The organism is Streptomyces monticola (genome assembly GCF_042665355.1).
Lineage (GTDB): Bacteria > Actinomycetota > Actinomycetes > Streptomycetales > Streptomycetaceae > Streptomyces > Streptomyces monticola.
The window spans coordinates 36,104-54,017 of sequence record NZ_JBHTCF010000008.1 but is presented as its reverse complement, the minus strand read 5'-3'; the positions used below and the strand labels follow the sequence as shown (position 1 = coordinate 54,017).

Annotated in this window: 14 protein-coding genes; 6 read left to right on the top strand and 8 right to left on the bottom strand. The window is 72.4% G+C overall.

What is annotated here, in order from left to right; all coding sequences use genetic code 11:
• Nucleotides 1-23: 23 nt before the first annotated feature.
• From ACFQVC_RS19860 to ACFQVC_RS19845, 4 genes are all read right to left on the bottom strand, one after another.
• Nucleotides 24-3,122, bottom strand: a complete 3,099-nt coding sequence (locus tag ACFQVC_RS19860; RefSeq protein WP_381831831.1) for an endo-alpha-N-acetylgalactosaminidase family protein — start codon at nucleotides 3,120-3,122, stop codon at nucleotides 24-26.
• 91 nt (nucleotides 3,123-3,213) lie between these two features.
• Nucleotides 3,214-4,371 (bottom strand): sensor histidine kinase, encoded by a 1,158-nt coding sequence (locus tag ACFQVC_RS19855; RefSeq protein WP_381831830.1) that lies wholly within the window; start codon nucleotides 4,369-4,371, stop codon nucleotides 3,214-3,216.
• A gap of 106 nt (nucleotides 4,372-4,477) precedes the next feature.
• Nucleotides 4,478-5,137 carry a response regulator gene (locus tag ACFQVC_RS19850; RefSeq protein WP_381832365.1) on the bottom strand — a complete coding sequence of 220 codons (660 nt, stop codon included), beginning with the start codon at nucleotides 5,135-5,137 and terminating at the stop codon, nucleotides 4,478-4,480.
• Nucleotides 5,138-5,413: 276 nt separating this feature from the next.
• Nucleotides 5,414-6,145 (bottom strand): serine protease, encoded by a 732-nt coding sequence (locus ACFQVC_RS19845; protein WP_381831829.1) that lies wholly within the window; start codon nucleotides 6,143-6,145, stop codon nucleotides 5,414-5,416.
• 323 nt (nucleotides 6,146-6,468) lie between these two features.
• Here ACFQVC_RS19845 and ACFQVC_RS19840 point away from each other — a divergent pair, with 323 nt between their 5' ends.
• On the top strand, nucleotides 6,469-7,359 hold the full coding sequence (locus tag ACFQVC_RS19840; RefSeq protein ID WP_381831828.1) for a hypothetical protein: 891 nt from the start codon (nucleotides 6,469-6,471) through the stop codon (nucleotides 7,357-7,359).
• A 183-nt stretch (nucleotides 7,360-7,542) separates the two neighbouring features.
• Nucleotides 7,543-9,012: an ankyrin repeat domain-containing protein gene (locus tag ACFQVC_RS19835; RefSeq protein WP_381831827.1), complete on the top strand. Its 1,470-nt coding sequence runs from the start codon at nucleotides 7,543-7,545 to the stop codon at nucleotides 9,010-9,012.
• A 95-nt stretch (nucleotides 9,013-9,107) separates the two neighbouring features.
• Here ACFQVC_RS19835 and ACFQVC_RS19830 read toward each other — a convergent pair whose 3' ends face one another.
• From ACFQVC_RS19830 to ACFQVC_RS19815, 4 genes are all read right to left on the bottom strand, one after another.
• Nucleotides 9,108-9,308, bottom strand: a complete 201-nt coding sequence (locus ACFQVC_RS19830) for a hypothetical protein (protein WP_381831826.1) — start codon at nucleotides 9,306-9,308, stop codon at nucleotides 9,108-9,110.
• 355 nt (nucleotides 9,309-9,663) lie between these two features.
• Nucleotides 9,664-12,435, bottom strand: coding sequence for an AAA family ATPase (locus ACFQVC_RS19825; RefSeq protein WP_381831825.1), 2,772 nt, complete (start codon nucleotides 12,433-12,435; stop codon nucleotides 9,664-9,666).
• 180 nt (nucleotides 12,436-12,615) lie between these two features.
• Nucleotides 12,616-13,524, bottom strand: coding sequence for an SDR family oxidoreductase (locus ACFQVC_RS19820; protein ID WP_381831824.1), 909 nt, complete (start codon nucleotides 13,522-13,524; stop codon nucleotides 12,616-12,618).
• A gap of 1 nt (nucleotide 13,525) precedes the next feature.
• On the bottom strand, nucleotides 13,526-14,353 hold the full coding sequence (locus ACFQVC_RS19815; protein ID WP_381831823.1) for an SDR family oxidoreductase: 828 nt from the start codon (nucleotides 14,351-14,353) through the stop codon (nucleotides 13,526-13,528).
• Between the two features lie 86 nt (nucleotides 14,354-14,439).
• Between ACFQVC_RS19815 and ACFQVC_RS19810 the strand changes: the two genes are divergently transcribed.
• The 4 genes from ACFQVC_RS19810 to ACFQVC_RS19795 are packed head-to-tail and all read left to right on the top strand — an operon-like array spanning nucleotide 14,440 to nucleotide 17,889.
• Nucleotides 14,440-15,189: an enoyl-CoA hydratase family protein gene (locus ACFQVC_RS19810; protein WP_381831822.1), complete on the top strand. Its 750-nt coding sequence runs from the start codon at nucleotides 14,440-14,442 to the stop codon at nucleotides 15,187-15,189.
• Entirely contained in the window at nucleotides 15,186-16,034 is an 849-nt protein-coding gene (locus ACFQVC_RS19805; RefSeq protein ID WP_381831821.1) for a CoA transferase subunit A, read from the top strand. The genes ACFQVC_RS19810 and ACFQVC_RS19805 overlap by 4 nt, the downstream gene beginning before the upstream one ends.
• Nucleotides 16,031-16,798 carry a CoA-transferase subunit beta gene (locus ACFQVC_RS19800; RefSeq protein ID WP_381831820.1) on the top strand — a complete coding sequence of 256 codons (768 nt, stop codon included), beginning with the start codon at nucleotides 16,031-16,033 and terminating at the stop codon, nucleotides 16,796-16,798. Before ACFQVC_RS19805 ends, ACFQVC_RS19800 begins: the two co-directional genes overlap by 4 nt.
• A complete protein-coding gene (locus ACFQVC_RS19795; RefSeq protein WP_381831819.1) occupies nucleotides 16,795-17,889 on the top strand; it encodes an NAD(P)H-dependent flavin oxidoreductase in 1,095 nt (364 codons plus the stop codon). Before ACFQVC_RS19800 ends, ACFQVC_RS19795 begins: the two co-directional genes overlap by 4 nt.
• The last annotated feature ends 25 nt before the right edge of the window (nucleotides 17,890-17,914 follow it).

Genomic DNA, 17,914 nt, shown 5'->3' with positions numbered 1-17,914 from the left:
GATCAGCCCCTCCGGTGCTGCCCTTACACCTCTCGCACCTCGAACCCGTCGAGGACGAACTCCGCCTTCCCGTCGTCCCCCACCTTCCGCAGCCCCACCCAGGCCTCACCTTCGGCGGGAGCCGTGAACTCGTAGGTGTACGTGGTGGGTTCGACGGCCACCGGCAGCGGCTCGCGTGACAGCTCCCGGGCCCCCGGCGCGTCCACCGCCGTGATCCAGGCGTACTGTCCGGCCTTCTCGTTCTCGTAGCGGAACGACACCCGGTAGCGCTTCCCGGCCGCGAACCGCACCGTGTGCGGGACCGTGCGGTACACAAGGCCGTCGTTCTCGCCACGGGACTTGAGGGACTCCGAGCCGTCGATGACGTCGTCGATCGCCTTGCCGTTCCAGCCGCGCTGGGTGAACGGGGCGTGCCGCTGGGCGATGTGGGTGCGCGGGTCGTTGGCGTCGCCCGCGTCGCCCTTGACGAACGGGCCCCAGCCCTGCGGGACGTTCTCGAAGTCCTCGAAGGCCAGGGTGCCCTCCTTCGCCGTACGCCTGGCCGCGACCACGCGCACGTTGTCGAAGCGGACCCGGGCCCGCCCGGCCTCGGCGCGCAGCGTCAGGTCGACCGGGCCGCCGCCCTCCGGCACGGTGAAGTACGTGAACATGCGCTGGAAGCGGGTGCCGTGCTTGCGGTCGGCCGCGACGTAGTTGCCCGCGGTGGAGGTGTGCGTGAAGTTCGCGGCGCTCACCCCGTCCGCGGTGCGCACCTCCAGGGACGCCTTGCGCCGCTCGCCGGCCTTCTCGCCGACCTCGACCTGCACGGAGGCCGCGTAGCCGCCGGGCGCGAGGCGGGTGAGGCGCTGGCCGACGGCGGCCGCGCCGCCCGCGCCGATCACCAGCTCGTAGTCGCCGAGCGCGCTCGCCTTCACCGACGCCGGGCCCGACACCTTCCAGCCCTGCAGGGAACCGGAGTTGAAGCCGGGGTCGTGCAGGGGGGTGGCCTGGCCCCAGCCGGGTGCGGCGGGCGCCGGAACCTGCTCGCGGTAGAGGACGTACGGCTGTTTCGCCGCGGCCTTCAGGGTGACCTTGCCGCCGCTCGCGACGGGCACCTCACCGGCGTACACCCGTCCCTGGTCGGTGAGCCGGTACAGCGCCACCTTCGACAGGCCGGACCAGCCGCGCGGCAGCTGCCAGGTGCTGGAGCCCGCCTTGGGTGCGTAGTGGTACAGCTTGGGCGGGTTCAGGGCCTTCTTGGGCTCCCAGGGCAGCAGATAGCGGCCGTCGTCGTAGACGACCCTGCCGTCGGTGGTGATGACACGCTTGCCGCCCGCGTCCGACACGGAGGTCTTCGTGTCGCCGAAGAGCGTGATCTCGTGGGCGGTCCAGGTCTTGATGGGGTACGCCTGCAGGTACTTGGCGGGCAGCGACTCCGTCCAGATCTGGTCGTAGAAGACGTTCCAGTCGGTCTTGCCGACCCAGCCCTCGAAGTTGCCGGTGCGCGGAATGCCGAGCAGCGTGGGCCACTTGTCGGCGAAGACGTCCTTGTGGTCGTTGCGGATGAAGCGGATCAGCTGGGAGTTGATGCCGCGCGAGGTGTCGGGGCCGTAGTCCGTCTCCGTGGCCCAGTGCGACCACAGCGCCGAGCGCTCCAGGCCGTGGCCCCACTCGGTGGTCACATGCCAGCCCTGGTCGCGCAGGGCGCGCTGGAGGCGGTCGGAGTTCCAGCCGGACTCGCGGAACACGTCGATGTAGAGGGTGTTGAGCGCCGGGTCGGTCTCGGCCCGCAGGTCCGCGAAGCGCCGGGCGATGTCACCGGAGACCAGATCGCGGCGGGCGTCGATACGGTAGCTCTGGTCGAGCCAGTCCCACTGCTCGTCGGCCTTGTCGACGAGGGTCTCCGAGAAGGCGTTCGCGACCGGGTAGGACTCGGTGGCGTTCACGTGTACGCCGAAGTCACTGCCCCACTTCTTGCCTTCCCTGAGCAGGGTGTTGAGCTCGGCGAGACCGCCGGCGCGTTTGTTGTGGTTGCCGGCGTAGTCGGGGTGCGCGGAGTCGTGGCCCTCGGACTGGTAGCCCTTGAGGAGGGTGTACTGACGCAGCCCGTCAGTGGCCAGGGAGATCCGCTTGACGTGGTCGAGGGTCAGCAGGAACGGGTTGGTGGCCTGCGAGGCGAAGTTGAACGGGATGTGCGGGACGACCCGCAGATGCTGCTCGGCCGCGCCGAGGGGCATCACCATGATGTCGCGGAAGGCGATGGCGGCGTCCTGCCAGTCGACCTTGCCGTCACCGTTGCGGTCCCCGGTGACGATCACCGTGGCGTAGGGCAGCGGCTCGGTGGCGTCGAGCGGGGACGTGGCGGCGCGATGCGTGAACTGGCCGAGCGCGAGGCGTGCCTCCACGTGGTCGCCGCTCTTCACCGTGCTGCGCCACAGGCGGCCGTTCTCCCAGGTCGTCCCGGCGGCGGAGGCGGGCTTGTCGTAGACGGTGTTGGTCTCGACGGCGCCGCCCAGCTTGTCGTGGGCGACGACGGCGTACGCACAGCCGGTGGCCGCCTCGGCCGCCGTGTCCGCAGTGACCTTGACGAGGGTGTCGCCGCTCTTGGCCTTGTCCAGCTGGATCTTCGCGGCGAGCAGCGCCGCCCCCGGCTGGTCGCTGCGTACGGCGAGAAAGGCAAGCGAGGGGAACTGCAGGGTGCCGACACGCAGCGCCTCGGTATCGGCGATCTTTGTGATCCGCCAGTCCACGCGCCGGCCCTCGACCTTGATCTCGGCGTGGATCTCGGTGCCGCCGTCGAAGGTGAGGACGTAGCCGATGCGGTCGGCGGCGGAGGCGGAGGTGACCTGGGGGGTGCGTTCGGTGCCGTCGACCAGGAGCGTTGCGACCGGTTCGCGCTGGCCGTGCAGGACGGCCCCGGTGGCGCGGTCGGTGTAGGCGGCGATGCGCGGGAAGGCGGTGTCGACGCGGACTTCGAGCTCGGGTGAGCGCAGAACGGTCTCGCCCCGGGGCGCCGCGGCGGCGAGACCCGGCAGGCCGAGCGCCGCCCCGACGCCGGCGGCCGCTCCGGCGGCGACGACACTCCGGCGGCTCGGTCCACTCGCTGCGGTCGGTGCGGTCGGTCCATTGGGCTGTGCTGGCACTGCACCCCTCCTCGGGACGGTTTCCGTGGCCGTCACGATGCGCGAGGCGGAGCAGGTCGGCCCATGGACAAAGGAGGGGCAGGTCTTGGACTTAGCGGTCAGGGCCCGTCTCGTACGGCAGCACCGCCCGCACCTCCCAGCCGCCCTCCGCCGACCGGCCCGCCGTCAGTTCGCCGCCGAGGGCCGTGACGCGCTCGGTGAGCCCGGCGAGGCCGAATCCGCCGCCCCTGGAGGTGTCGCTGAGGGAGGCCGCCCTGCTGCCGTCGTCGGCGACCCGGACTTCGAGGGCGCCGGGCAGGGCGCGCAGACCGATCCGGACGGCGGTGGCGTCGGCGGCGTGCTTACGGGTGTTCGTCAGGGCCTCGCGGACGACGCGGTGGGCCACGGCCGCGAGATCGCCGGGCAGGGTGTCCTCCAGGCCGGGTTCGACGTAGAGGATCGCGGGCGGTCCGGCCTGCGAGAACCGTTCGGCAAGCTCCCGTACCTGGGAAATGCCCGCGACGGGCTCGGTCTCCGCGGCGCCTTCGCGCAACACCTTCACCAGGCGCCGCATCGCGCCGAGCGCCTCGTCGCCGGCGTGCTCGATCCGCTCGAAGGTGGCGGCGGCCCGCTCCCCTTCGACGGCGGTGAACCGGGCGGCGCGGGCCTGTACGACGATGCCGGTGACGTGGTGGGCGACCAAGTCGTGCAGTTCCCTGGCGAGTTCGATGCGTTCGGCCGCGCGTACCGCCTGCAGATCGCGCACCCGCTGCACCGCCTGGGCGCGCAGCAGCAGCGAGAAGGCAGTGACCACGGCGGTGAGGACGGAGAACAGCATGGTGAAGCGGCCAGGGTCGGCGTCCCGCACCGGCGCCGCCACGCAGGCGAGCCCGAGCAGCGGCCCGAGCACCGCGGCGGACCGCGCGGGAGCACGCAGCAGGACGCCGGTGAGCAGTACGAGCAGCGCGACGGCCTCGCCCATGCCCCAGACGATCAGCGGCCGCTCACTGAAGATCAGATAGAGGCTGACCGCCCAGGACACCCCCGCCGCGGCCCAGGCACGTGCCAGCAGCGGCGCCCCGCTCCAGGGCACGGCGCACAGGCAGACGAAGACCCCGGAGAACGCGACGAGGGCGTGCGGCGAGGTGGGCCGGCGGGCGAGGGCGACCCCCTCGAAGGCGACGAGCAGGATCAGGGCGGCGGCGAACAGCAGCTTGGCCGCGGTCCGGCTCGCACGATGCTGTCCGAACCAGGCGATGATCCGGTTCATGGGTGCCGGGCTCCGCTGAGGGGGTGCCGGGCTCCGCTGAGGAGCGGGGCGGCACGATTCAGCCCGTCCGGGTGACCCGCACAAAGACCCTCAGGCACCGGTCGCCTCACCCCTCGCCGGGGGCGAGCCCGCTCTCCCACGCCCAGGCGGCGATCTCGACCCGGTTCCGGGCATCCAGCTTGGCCTGCACATTGGCCAGATGGGTCTTGACCGTGGAGAGGGAGACGAAGAGCGTCGAGGCGATCTCCGCGTTGGTGAGGCCGCGGGCCAGACAGCGGACGACTTCACGTTCACGTTCGGTGAGAGGTTCCGCCGGACGGCGTACCTCGGGCCGGCGCGCGGCGGGCGCCATGTCGCGCAGCAGCCGCACGGTGATGGCCGGTGAGACCAGGGAGTCCCCGACGGCCGCGGCACGTACGGCCTCCACGAGCATGGCGGGGCTCGCGTCCTTGAGCAGAAAGCCGCTGGCTCCGCCGTGCAGGGCCTGGTGGACGTATTCGTCGAGGTCGAAGGTGGTGACGATGACGATACGGGGCCGCTGGGTGCCGCCTGCGGCGAGGCGGCGGGTGACTTCGAGGCCGTCGAGCCTCGGCATCCGGATGTCGAGGAGCAGGACGTCGGGGTCGAGGCGCCGGACCGCGTCGAGTGCGGCCTCGCCGTCGACGACATCGGCGAGCACCTCGATGTCGGACTGGCTCTCCAGGATCATGCGGAAGCCGGTGCGGACCATCTCCTGGTCGTCCGCGATGACCACCGTGATCGCCATGTGCCGCCTGCCCTGTGCCGCCCGCCCGCCGTTGTCCCTCCCCATGGGACCGGGGCTCCGGGCGGCCCGCAACCGCTGGCGCGGACCCCGGGCCGGGCCAAGGAGGAGGCCGCAGGACCGAAGCCGCTCTGATCCGGCCCTGCGAGGCCACTGGCCACGGTACGGGGGCGGACATGCGGCGGCCTCGTACTTCCGGCCCGCTTGCGTTGGGCCGGAAGTACGAGGCGCGATGTGCATGGACGGAACTCAGCCCCTCAGACGCTCAGGTCCGCAGGCTCAGAGCTCCGAGGCCGCCTTGGCTATGTCCGCCGCGAAGTGGGACACCTCGGTGTACACACCGGGCTTGCCCGGACGTGCGCAGCCCTCGCCCCAGCTGACGATGCCGACCTGGATCCACTGGTCGGAGTCGTCCTTGCGGAACATGGGGCCGCCGGAGTCGCCCTGGCAGGTGTCGACGCCGCCGGTGTCGAGGATGCCGGCGCAGAGCTCCTCGCCCTCGATGAGGTTCGAGTACGCCTTCTTGCAGGTGGCGTCGTCGACGAACGGCACGTTGGCCTTGAGCAGATGCTGCTGCTGCTCGCCGCCCTCCTTGTCGGCGCCCCAGCCGGCGACGGTGAACTCGTCCTTGTTGAAGGCGTCGGAGTCGGCCGTCTTGAGGGTGGGCAGGTCGATCGGCTTCTCCAGCTTGATCAGCGCCCAGTCCTTGCCGTTGCCGTCGTAGCCGGGGGCCTGCAGCACCTTGGTGGACTTCACCTTGACCGCGTCGGGGCTCTCCAGGTCCACGACGCCCGCGGTGGCGGTGATGGAGGTGTTGTCACCCGAGCCGTCCACACAGTGGGCGGCGGTCAGGACGATGTCCTTGGCGTACAGGGAGCCGCCGCAGCCCATGGAAAGCCGGACCATGAACGGGAATTCGCCCTGCTCGGCCTTGGTGCCGCCGACGACGCGGGTGGACGGGCTGCCCGAGTCGGAGTAGGCGGAAGCGGCGGAGACGGGCTGCAGGCTCACGGCGGCGAGAGTGATGGCGCCGAAAGCGGCTGCTTTTTTGAATGAACCAAAGGGGTTCTTCAACGGTCTTCCTTTCGTGGGGGGTTGCACGCGCGCGACGGTCCCGCAGCGGACCCCGGAGAAAGGGATACGACATGGGCATGCCAAGCGCGTGTGTCGGATTATGGGGAGCCGAACGGTCGGTAGGCAAGGGCACGTTTCCCGTCAGTGCCCACGCCACTGCCCACAGCAGTGCCCACGGCACCGGTCACCTCCAACCCTCGTACAGTGGAATTCTGTTGACCCACATCCGGCCGGTACGGCCGGGCTCAGGGGGTGCGGGCGTGGCGAAGGACAGTCCGGTCGAGCACGGCTTCCCGCATCTGGACACGGTGCGCTCGGCGATCAACGCCCTTTACAAACGGCTCTCTTACGACACCATCCGCACCTTCGACACCAGCGTGGCCCCCGCCGATGTGGCCTTCTGCGACCAGGACGACCTGTACGGCGGCGTGCAGCGGGTGGCGCGGGCGATGGTGCAGCATCTGCGCCTGCCGGACGCCCGGATGATCGTCGGTTTCCGCGATATGGAGCACGCGGCGAATATCGAACTCGCGGCGGGTCCCGAGTACTTCATCGAGCTGAACGACCGCTTCCGCCGGCACCGCAGGGACATCGGCGCGGCCCTGGCCCACGAGGTCATGCATGTCTATCTGCACCGCCTCGGCCTGAGTTTCCCCGGCACCCGCGCCAACGAAATCCTCACCGACACCGCCACCACCTACCTGGGCGCGGGCTGGCTGCTGCTCGACGCCTACCGCGAGGACGACGCCTCCTCGCAGAAGCTCGGCTATCTCACCCCCGAGGAGTTCGGCTACGTCCTGGCCAAGCGGGCGCTCGTGTTCGGGGAGGACCCGGCGATCTGGTTCACCAGCCCGCAGGCGTACACGGCCTACACCCAGGGCCTGGCGCAGGCCCGCCGCGACAGCCGGCAGCCCCCGCTGACGGCCGCGGGCTGGACGGGCCGCCGCCGCTACGCCAAGGACCGCCGCCAGGCACTCGGCCGCCCCTCGCCGGCCGCACCGGCCGGCGTCCCGTACCGCTTCGAGCACGGCTCCCCGCTGCGCGTCACCTTCCCGTGCCCCACCTGCGAACAACGCATCAGAGTGCCGGTGCGCGGCCGGGTCAGGGCCCGTTGCGGGCTGTGCGGGACGGTGTTGGAGTGCGATACGTAGACATGGACGACATGCACTACGCGCGCGTGCGGGACGCCGTGCACTACGCGCGCGTGCCGAGCCCAGTCATGCACTACGCGCGCGTGCCGGGTGGCTACGGCAGACCCCACCCCTCGTGACATCGCACTCAGTTCCGTACAAAACACTTTGCATCCGCCCCCTTCGCCGGGTGAGGGTCACACCATGACGAACGACTCCCGCGCGCCCGCCACGCTCATCTCGGCCGTGTTCGAAGGCGATGACGCCGTCGCCCGGCTGCTGCGCGCCGGAGCGGACCCCGAAGGCGCCGATCCCGACGGCCAGACCCCGCTGTACCTCGCCGCGGTCCAGGACGAGTCCGGCATCGTCCGCATGCTGCTCGCCGCGGGGGCCGACCCCGACCGCCTCAGTTCCGGCACGGACCTGCCGCTGTGCGGAGCGGCCTGCGGCGGCCATGTCGAGGTGGTACGGGCCCTGCTCGCCGCGGGCGCGCAGCCCGACCGCACCGAGGAGTTCGGCTTCAGGGCGCTGACCTGGGCCGTGCAGCTGGGGCACGCCCGGGTCGCCGAGGCGCTGCTCGAAGCCGGCGCGGACGCCGGCCTGGTCCGCGAAGGGCACCGCCCGCCGCTGGTCGCCGCCGCACAGCGCGGCTCCCTCGACACGGTGCGGGTCCTGCTGCGGCACGGCGCGACCCAGCTGCGGCCCGCGCTCGACGAGGCGCGGCGGATGCTCGGCCGTGACCTCGCCGCCGACCTCGGCCGGGACCTGGCGGCCCCGGGCTGCGAGACAGCGGTACGCCGGGTGCGCGCGGGCGAGGGCATCACGCTCGTCGCCGAGCTGTACCGCGAGGACGGTCTGCTCAGCGGCAAGGAGCAGCAGACGGGGCACGGCGCCATCGCCACGCTGCTCGAACAGGAACTCGGGGTGCGCGCGCCCTTCGGTGAACTCCTGGACCGTGCGCTGCCGTTCGAGGACCCGGAGAACGAGAACTGGACGGAGTCGGTGTCCGAGCTGGCGCGCCGCGGCGACGAGGCCACCTACCAGGCGGCGGCCGCCCTGACCCGCTCCCCCGCCATCTGGCGCCGGATCTTCGCGGTCGACGTCCTGGCCAGGCTCGGCTTCGGGCAGCGCAGCCTGGCGCTCATCCGGCCGCTGTGCGCAGCGGCCGCGCAGGCCGAACCGGGCCCGGGTCAGGCGGAGTTGGCCGGGTCACTGCTGCTCGCCCTCGCCCACCACCGGGACCCGTCGACGGTCGACACCATCGCGGCGTTCGCACGGCATCCGGACGCGGCCGTGCGGCGCCGGGTGGGGTTCGCGCTGCACGGCCTGGTGAGCGCCGCGGACACGGCGGCCCTCGACGCGCTGACCGGCCTGTGCGGCGACAGTGACGCGGAGGTCCGTGAGTGGGCGACGACCGCCCTGGCCTACGCCGACACCGATGTGGCGCCCGTACGCGAAGCGCTGGCCGCGCGCCTGGCGGACAGCGACGAGAACGTGGCGGCGGAGGCGGCCCGTGGCCTGGCGATCCGCGAGGACGAGCGGGCCCGCCGGGCCCTGATCCGTCTGGTGTGCACGGCGGACCGGGACGGATACGCGTTCGCGACGGCTCTGGAGGGCGCGGCGGCCACGGGTGACGCTTCGCTGCGGCGCCTCGCCGCCCGGTACGGCGGCTGAGTACATCCGAAGGACCGCCGTCCGCCTCCCGCTGCGGACGGCGGCCCTCCGGCCCCCGTTGGCCCGTCACCCCCTGGACGGTCGCCCTGTCGCTGTCAGTTGAACATCCTCCAGTCGTAGTCGACCTGGTACTTGCCGCCGAATCCGGCGTACTCAAGGGTGCGCTGCGAACTGATCGGGCTGCCGCCGTGCCAGCGCGCCGTCAAGGAGGGGATGGAAGTGCGGACCGTGACCGGCCGGAACACCTCGTCGCCCCACCAGCCCTTGAGGAAGTCGAAGATGTAGTTGACGGCCACGCCCACCGCGATGCCGATGAGGACTCCGATGGGGCTCCGCGCGATGGGCCACCACCTTGTCGGCGGCCAGCTGGAATTCGCGGACCACGCGGTCGGTCACGGCCTTGACCTTGGCGTGCGGTATCTCGGTGACGACGGCGTCGAGCGCGTCCTTCTTCGGTGCCATGGGCTGTTCCCCCGTTTGATTCCCCTGATTCCCCTGGTCCTCCAGAGGCGGTGCGTCCCCGCAGACGGTTCGCGAGGTGAACTAGACAGTAGGGAGCGCACCCCCCGCCGCACCCCGGGGAGCGCCCCGGGGAAATCCCCGGGGAATCCCGAGGGCCGGGTGCCCGGGGCGCGGGTGCCGGGCCCCGGCCTAGTCCTCTGCCGCCAGCGTCGCCGCGAGGCGGGTACGGGAGTCCACGCCGAGCTTCGCGTAGATCCGCCCCAGGTGGTACTCGACGGTCTTGACGCTGATCACCAGCTCCCTGGCCACCTGCCGGTTGGTGCACCCGGCCGTCACCTGCCGGGCCACGGCCAGCTCCTGCGGTGTGAGCAGGGCCGCGCCGCGTGCCCTGCGCTCCCCCGGCTCCAGGCCGCAGGCCGCCAACTCCCGCTCGCAGCGCCCCAGATCGGGCCGTGCGTCCAGGCGTACGAGCAGCTCCCTGGCCCGGCGCAGCTGCTCGCCCGCGTGGGTGCGCCTTCCCGTGCGGCGCAGGAACCGGCCGTGGGCGAGGTGAAGGAGGGCCAGGTCGTAAGGCGCCTCGGTGTGCGCGGCGTACCGGTGCGCGGCGCGGAAGGCGCGTTCCGCGGCGGTCCGTTCGCCCCGTGCGGCCTCCAGGACGCCACGGCTGCGGGCGGCGAGCAGCAGCGCCCCGTGGTGCCCGCGCTGCGCGGCCCGCACCTCGTAGGGGGCCAGGGCCTCCGCCGCGCGCCGGTCTTCGCCGAGCGCGCTCCAGGCGTCCGCGAGGAGGTCGCGCCACGGCAGGTTGCCCGGTTCTTCGAAGTCACCGCGCCGCTCGACGTCGAGGAGCGGCGTGAGCGCGCGGACCACGTCTTCGTGAGCTCCTTCCGCGCGGGCCACATGGGCCTCGGCGACGGCGGCCCACACGGTGGGGTTGAGATGGCCGAAGGCGGCGTAATCCCGCACCACGCGTGCGTGCGCACGGGCCTTGGTCTGTGCCCCGCGCGCCGCGTGCACCAGGCACGACAGGAGACGGCAGTACAGGGCGACATGCGGCTGGTCGGTGTCGGCGGCCAGGGACATGGCCAGATCGCTGTGCACGGTCGCGTCGTCCCAGCGTCCCGCCCGGTACTCGGCCGAGGCGAGGGCCGTCGCGGCGACCACACGGAAGGACGCGGCGCGGGCGTGACCGTACGCGAAGACACCGCTCAAGTCCCGCACGGCACCGGACAGATCGTCCGCGAACTCCCGCAGGGTGCCGCGGCCGAGCAGTTCCTCCAGCTGGGCGGGCGAGGCCACGGCGGGGTCGGGCAGCGGGCCGAGGCCACGCAGCGCGTCCGGGGCGGCGCCGCTCATCGCCCGGCCGGTGAGCGCCAGATAGCGGATCATGTCGGTGGCCGTGTCGTCGGGGGCGAGCCGCAGCGCGAGATGGGCCCACTCGGCCATCTCGGCGCCGCACGCCATGCTGCCGTACAGGGCCGCGAACTGCCCTGCGATCCTGGCGCCGAGCACCGGTTCGGCCTCGGGGTCGCAGCGCCGCCAGGCATCGCGGAGCAGCACCTCTGCCCGGTCCAGGTCGAACAGGCTGAGCCGGCCGAGGAGATAGCTCCGCCAGCCGCCGGGCGTGAACCCCTCGATCTCCCGGGCGACTTCGGCGAGATCCGGTACGTCACCGGCGAGTACCCGGCACTCGACGGCCTCCAGGGTGCACTGCTCGTAGGCGGCGCGTTCCACGCTGAGCCGGGCGGCCACGGTGAGCTGTTCCGCGGCGTCGGCCCAGGCGCCATCGGCGGCGAACCTCCTTCCCAGGGCGGCCAGTTCACGGGCGAGATCCGGGTCGGGACCGGCCGCGGCCAGGGCGCGGTGGCGCAGCGCCTGTGCCTCGTCGCGGGCGAGCCGGGCGGCGCCGCGGTGCAGGTCGGCGCGGCGGAGCGGGCCGAGCCGGTGGTAGACGGCGGCGTGCACGAGCGGGTGCGGGAAGCGGATGACGGGGTCGGCGGGGCTCTCCGTCAACAGCCTTGCGTGGACGGCCTGTTCGAGGGCACCGAGCTGCTCGTGGGGGTGGCCCAGATCCGCAAGGGCGGCCGCGTCGGCCAGGGCGCAGTGGCCGCCGAGTACGCTCGCCGCGGACACCAGGGCCTCGGTCTCCTCGGTGCAGGCGGCGAGCCTGGCCAGGACCAGGGCGGTGAAGGACTTCGGCGCGGGCGGCGCGACGTCGGTGCGCTCCAGGGCCTCGACGAGCCCGCCGCCCTCCTGCGCGAACAGGGCCTCCGCGTGCAGCGGGTTGCCGCGGGTGTGCTCGTGCAGCCGGGCCGCGGCCCGCGCGGTCAGCCCGCCGACACCCGAGAGTCCGGCCAGCTCCCGCAGCTCGGCGGGGCCGAGCCCGGCGAGCGGGATACGTACGGCCGGGTCCGCGGCGAACAGCCTGCGGACCGTGTCGGGAAGCCGCGGATCGGCCGGGTCGCGTACGACGACGACGGCGAGGACCCGGTCGGCGCGGAACCTGCGGACCGCGAAGGCCAGCGCCTGCAGGGAGGGACGGTCGGCCCACTGCGCGTCGTCGACCACCAGTGCCACCGGGCCGTCGGTGGAGTGCTGTGCCTCGTCGACCGCTTCGAGGAGCGCGGTGCCGGCGGCGGGCGGGTCGGGCCAGGAGCGGCCCGGGGCCCTGCCGCAGAGCTGCTCGACGACGCCGAAGGCGAGGTGCGCCTCGCTCTCCTCGGCTTCGGCGGCCAGCACCCGCACGGCTCCCGGGCCGGTTCCGGTTCCGGTCCCGGTCCCGGTCCCGGTTCCGACTCCGGTCCCGGTTCCCGTTCCGGCGAGGCACCGGCGTACGAACACGGACTTGCCGATCCCTGCGGGTCCTTCGACGAGCACCCGCTGCGGGGTGCCCGCGCGGGCCCGCTCCAGGGCGTCCCTCAATACGCCCAGTGCCTCCGCGCGCCCCACGAACGGTGCGTCCACAGGCCCATACTTTCCCCTCCCCGCCCCTTCCCGTAAGCCCTGCGGACGGCTTCTCCGCAACCGCCGGAGGGGCCGAGTCATACCCCGTCCGCAAGCCCTGCAAGTCCTGTAAGTCCCGCAAGCCCAGCAGACAGCCACTCCTCAACCGCCGGAAGAGCTGATGAATCAGCCACCCCTCGGCTACGTCCCGTACACCGCCCCCGGCTCCTCCGCCGCCGCCAGCAGCTTGCGTACCGTCTCGCCTGCCTCCGCCGGCTCCCAGCGGGCGCCCTTGTCCGCGGTGGGTCCCGGGCGCCAGCCCTCCATGACCGTGATGCGGCCCGCCTCCGTCTCGAAGACCCGCCCCGTGACCCCCTCGCTCGCGGCCGAGCCGAGCCAGACCACCAGCGGGGAGACGTTCTCGGGTGCCATGGCGTCGAACGCACCGGCGCCGGGCGCCGCCATCGTCTCGGCGAAGGTCCGCTCGGTCATCCGGGTGCGGGCGGCCGGGGCGATGGCGTTGACCTGGACGCCGTAGCGGCCCATCTCGGCGGCGGCGACGGCGGTCAGACCGAGGATGCCGGCCTTGGCGGCGCTGTAGTTGCCCTGTCCCACCGAGCCCAACAGGCCCGCCCCGGAACTGGTGTTGACCACCCGCGCCGCCACCGCGCGCCCGGCCTTGGCCTCGGCCCGCCAGTGCGCGGCGGCGTGCTTGAGCGGCAGGAAGTGCCCCTTGAGGTGGACTCGCATGACGGCGTCCCAGTCGTCCTCGTCGAGGTTGACGAGCATCCGGTCGCGCAGGAACCCGGCGTTGTTGACGAGCGTGTCGAGCCGCCCGTATGTCTCCAGAGCGGCGTGGACGAGGGACGCGGCGCCCTCGGACGTCGCGATGTCCCCGCCGTGCGCGACGGCCTCGCCGCCCGACGCGCGGATCTCGGCGGCCACCTGCTCCGCGGGGCTCTCCCCGCCGGAGGCTCCGTCCAGCCCGACCCCGAGGTCGTTGACGACGACCCTGGCGCCCTCGGCGGCGAAGGCCAGGGCGTGCGCCCGGCCGAGGCCTCGGCCCGCGCCGGTGACGATTACCACACGGCCCTTGCAGATTCCGGTCATCTCAACGCTCCTTGTTGACAGTTGCCGCATCCAGAAACGCGGGGCGCTCCCCGCCGCCGTGCAGGTGCAGGCTCGCCCCGGTGATGTACGCGGCCCGCTCCGACGCCAGGAACACGGCCGCCTCGCCCACGTCCGACGGTTCGGCGAGCCGGCCGAGCGGCACCGTGCGGCCGACCGCCGCGATACCGTCCTCGTCGCCGTAGTGCAGATGGGACAGCTCGGTGCGGACCATGCCCAGCACGAGGGTGTTGACCCGCACTTGGGGCGCCCACTCGACGGCCATGGAGGCGGCCAGATTCTCCAGTCCCGCCTTCGCCGCACCGTAGGCGGCGGTGCCGGGCGAGGGCCGCCCGCCGCTCACACTGCCGATCATGACGACCGAGCCGTGGCTCTCCTTGAGGAGCGGATACGCCGCGAGGGACACCGTCAGCGGCGCCACCAGGTTCAACTGCAGCACGCGTGCGTGCCGTTCGGCTCCGTCCTCGTCGAGCAGCCGGTAGGGCGTGCCGCCCGCGTTGTTGACCAGCACGTCCAAGCGGCCGTACCGGGCGCCGAGTTGGGCGAAGAGCTCCTCGACGGCGGTGGCGTCCCGCAGGTCCGCCGGCTGGAACTCGGCCTTTCTGCCCGCCGCTTCGACCGGCTCGTCCGGTGGTCTGCGCGCACAGACGACGACCTGCGCGCCCGCCCGCAGAAAGGCCCGTGCGATCCCGGCACCGACACCGCGGGTGCCCCCGGTGACCACCACGACGCGCCCCGCCGGCTCCGCGCCTGCGCCCGCCGTGCCCGCCGCGACTGCTGCGTCCGCCGCGACCGCCGCGTCCTCGTTCATGCCTGCCGCTCCCCTCCCGTCGGTCCCCATTCGCTGCTACCTTCCCTACCTAACAAATGTTTGGTGGAAAGGTAGCTGATCCTCCCATGGGTGTCTCCACCTCGAGCCCGGACAAGGGCATCGCGCTCGTCACGGTCGACTTCCCGCCCGTCAACGCCCTGCCCGTACAAGGCTGGTACGACCTGGCCGACGTCGTCACCGCAGCGGGCCGTGACCCCGGCACCCGCTGTGTCGTCCTGACCGCCGCGGGCCGCGGCTTCAACGCGGGCGTCGACATCAAGGAGATGCAGCGCGACCCCGGGCACGACGCCCTGGTCGGCGCCAACCGCGGCTGCTACGCGGCGTTCTCGGCGGTGTACGAGTGCGAGGTCCCGGTCGTCGCGGCCGTGCGGGGCTTCTGTCTGGGCGGCGGTATCGGCCTCGTCGGCAACGCGGACGCGATCGTGGCCAGTGAGGACGCCACCTTCGGTCTGCCCGAGCTCGACCGCGGCGCACTCGGCGCCGCCACCCATCTGTCCCGTCTCGTGCCCCAGCACCTGATGCGCGCCCTGTACTACACCTCCCGCACGGCCACGGCGGCCGAGCTGCACGCACACGGCTCGGTGTGGCGGGTCGTACCGGGCGGTGAACTGCACGACGCGGCCCTGGAGCTGGCGCGCGAGATCGCCGCCAAGGACGGCTACCTGCTGCGCCTGGCCAAGGCCGCCATCAACGGCATCGACCCCGTCGACGTACGCCGCAGCTACCGCTTCGAGCAGGGCTTCACCTTCGAGGCGAACCTCAGCGGAGTCGCCGACCGGGTCCGGAACACCTTCGGCGAGGAGAAGCAGTCGTGACCGACAAGACCATGTCCGTGGAGGCCGTCATCGGCCGCCTGGAGAGCGGGATGACCCTCGGCGTCGGCGGCTGGGGCGCCCGCCGTAAACCCATGGCCCTGGTGCGCGCACTGCTCCGCTCCGAGATCACCGACCTCACCGTCGTCTCGTACGGCGGCCCCGACGTCGGCCTGCTCGCCGCCGCGGGGAAGATCCGCAAACTGGTCACGCCCTTCACGACCCTCGACTCGATCCCGCTGGAGCCGCACTTCCGGGCGGCCAGGCAGCGCGGCGACTTCGAGCTGATGGAGATCGACGAGGCGATGTTCATGTGGGGGCTGCACGCGGCCGCCAACCGGCTGCCTTTCCTGCCGGTGCGCGCCGGCCTCGGCTCGGACGTCATGCGGGTCAACCCTCAGCTGCGGACGGTCACTTCGCCCTACGAGGACGGCGAGGAGCTGCTCGCCATGCCGGCCCTGCGCCTCGACGCGGCCTTCGTGCACCTCAACCGCGCCGACCGGCTCGGCAACGGCCAGTACCTGGGCCCCGACCCCTATTTCGACGACCTGTTCTGCGAGGCCGCCGAGACCGCGTATCTCTCCTGCGAGCGGATCGTGGAGACCGGCGAGCTGACCAAGGAGGCCGCGCCGCAGACGCTGCTCGTCAAACGGCACAGCGTCACCGGGGTCGTCGAGACCCCGAACGGCGCGCACTTCACCTCCTGCGCCCCCGACTACGGCCGCGACGAAGCCTTCCAGAAGCACTACGCGAGCACGCCGTACGCCGAGTTCACCGAGCGGTTCCTCGCCGGCGACGAGGCCGCCTACCAGTCGGCCGTCGAGGCCTGGCACGAGGAGCAGAAGTGACACCTCCCACGTCGACGAAGACCGCGACGACGACCGCGACCCGCGCCGAGTACTGCGTCATCGCCTGCGCCGAGGCCTGGCGGGACAACGGGGAGGTGCTCGCCAGCCCGATGGGCCTGATCCCCGGCTTCGGCGCGCGCCTGGCCAAGCGCACCTTCGCACCCGATCTGCTGCTCACCGACGGCGAGGCCATGATCGTCGACCTCGACGGGGCGCCCGAGGGCTGGCTGCCGTACCGCCAGCATCTGGCCCTCGCCACCGGCGGCAAACGGCACGTCATGATGGGCGCCAGCCAGATCGACCGCTTCGGCAACCAGAACATCTCCTGCATCGGCGACTGGCAGCGGCCCGCACGCCAGCTCCTCGGCGTCCGCGGCGCCCCGGTCAACTCCATCAACCACCCCACCAGTTACTGGGTTCCCAAGCACTCCACCCGTGTCTTCGTCGACAAGGTCGACATGGTGTGCGGCGTCGGCTACGACAGCGCCGCCGCGGCCGGGCCCTCGGTCACCCGCTACCACCGCCTCCCCCGGGTCGTCTCCGACCTCGGCGTCTTCGACTTCGCGACGCCCGGCCACACGATGCGCCTCGCGTCCCTGCACCCCGGGGTGACGGTCGAGCAGGTCACGGAGGCCACCGGCTTCGCCCTCACCATCCCCGACGACGCTCCGTACACCCGTGAACCCACGGCCCACGAACTGGAGTTGATCCGCGAGGTGATCGACCCGAAGGGCCTGCGCGAACGCGAGGTGCCCGCACGATGAGGACCGCCCTGACGGAACTGACCGGGGTACGCCACCCGCTGGTGCAGACCGGCATGGGCTGGGTCGCGGGCCCCCGCCTGGTGTCGGCCACCGCGAACGCCGGCGCCCTCGGCGTCCTGGCCTCCGCGACCATGACCGCCGACCAGCTGAAGGCGGCGGTGCGCGAGGTCAAGTCCCGTACGGACCAGCCCTTCGGGGTCAACCTGCGCGCGGACGCGGCGGACGCCCGCGACCGCGTACGGATCATCATCGACGAGGGCGTCCGGGTCGCCTCCTTCGCCCTCGCCCCCTCACGCGAGCTGATCGCGGAGCTCAAGGACGCCGGGGTCGTCGTCATCCCCTCCATCGGCGCCCGGCGGCACGCCGAGAAGGTGGCGGCCTGGGGCGCGGACGCGGTGATCGTGCAGGGCGGCGAGGGCGGCGGCCACACCGGTGACGTGGCGACGACCGTGCTGCTCCCCCAAGTCGTCGACGCGGTCGGCATCCCCGTGATCGCGGCGGGCGGCTTCCACGACGGGCGCGGCCTGGTCGCGGCGCTCGCGTACGGGGCGGCGGGGGTCGCGATGGGCACCCGTTTCCTGCTCACCTCGGACTCGACCGTCCCGGACGCGGTGAAGGCCCGCTATCTCGCGGCGTCCGTGAAGGACGTGACGGTCACGACCGCCGTGGACGGCCTGCCGCACCGCATGCTCCGCACGGACCTGGTCAACTCCCTTGAGAACTCCGGCCGTACGAGAACCCTCGCGCGCGCCGTGCGGCATGCCGCCGCCTTCAAGAAGCTCTCCGGCCTCTCCTGGTCCCAGATGATCCGGGACGGCCTGGCGATGAAACACGGCAAGGAGCTGACCTGGAGCCAGGTCCTCCTGGCCGCCAATACGCCGATGCTGCTCAAGGCATCGATGGTCGAGGGCCGCACCGACCTCGGCGTGATGGCCTCCGGTCAGGTCGCGGGGGTGATCGAGGACCTGCCGTCGTGCGCCGAGCTGGTGGAGCGCGTCATGACGCAGGCAGACGACACCCTGCGCGCCCTGGGCGAAGGCGGTACAGCGCACTCCCTGAACAAGCTCGGCACCCTGCCGACACCAGGGTGACTTCCCTATCCCGCACGGGAGTTCA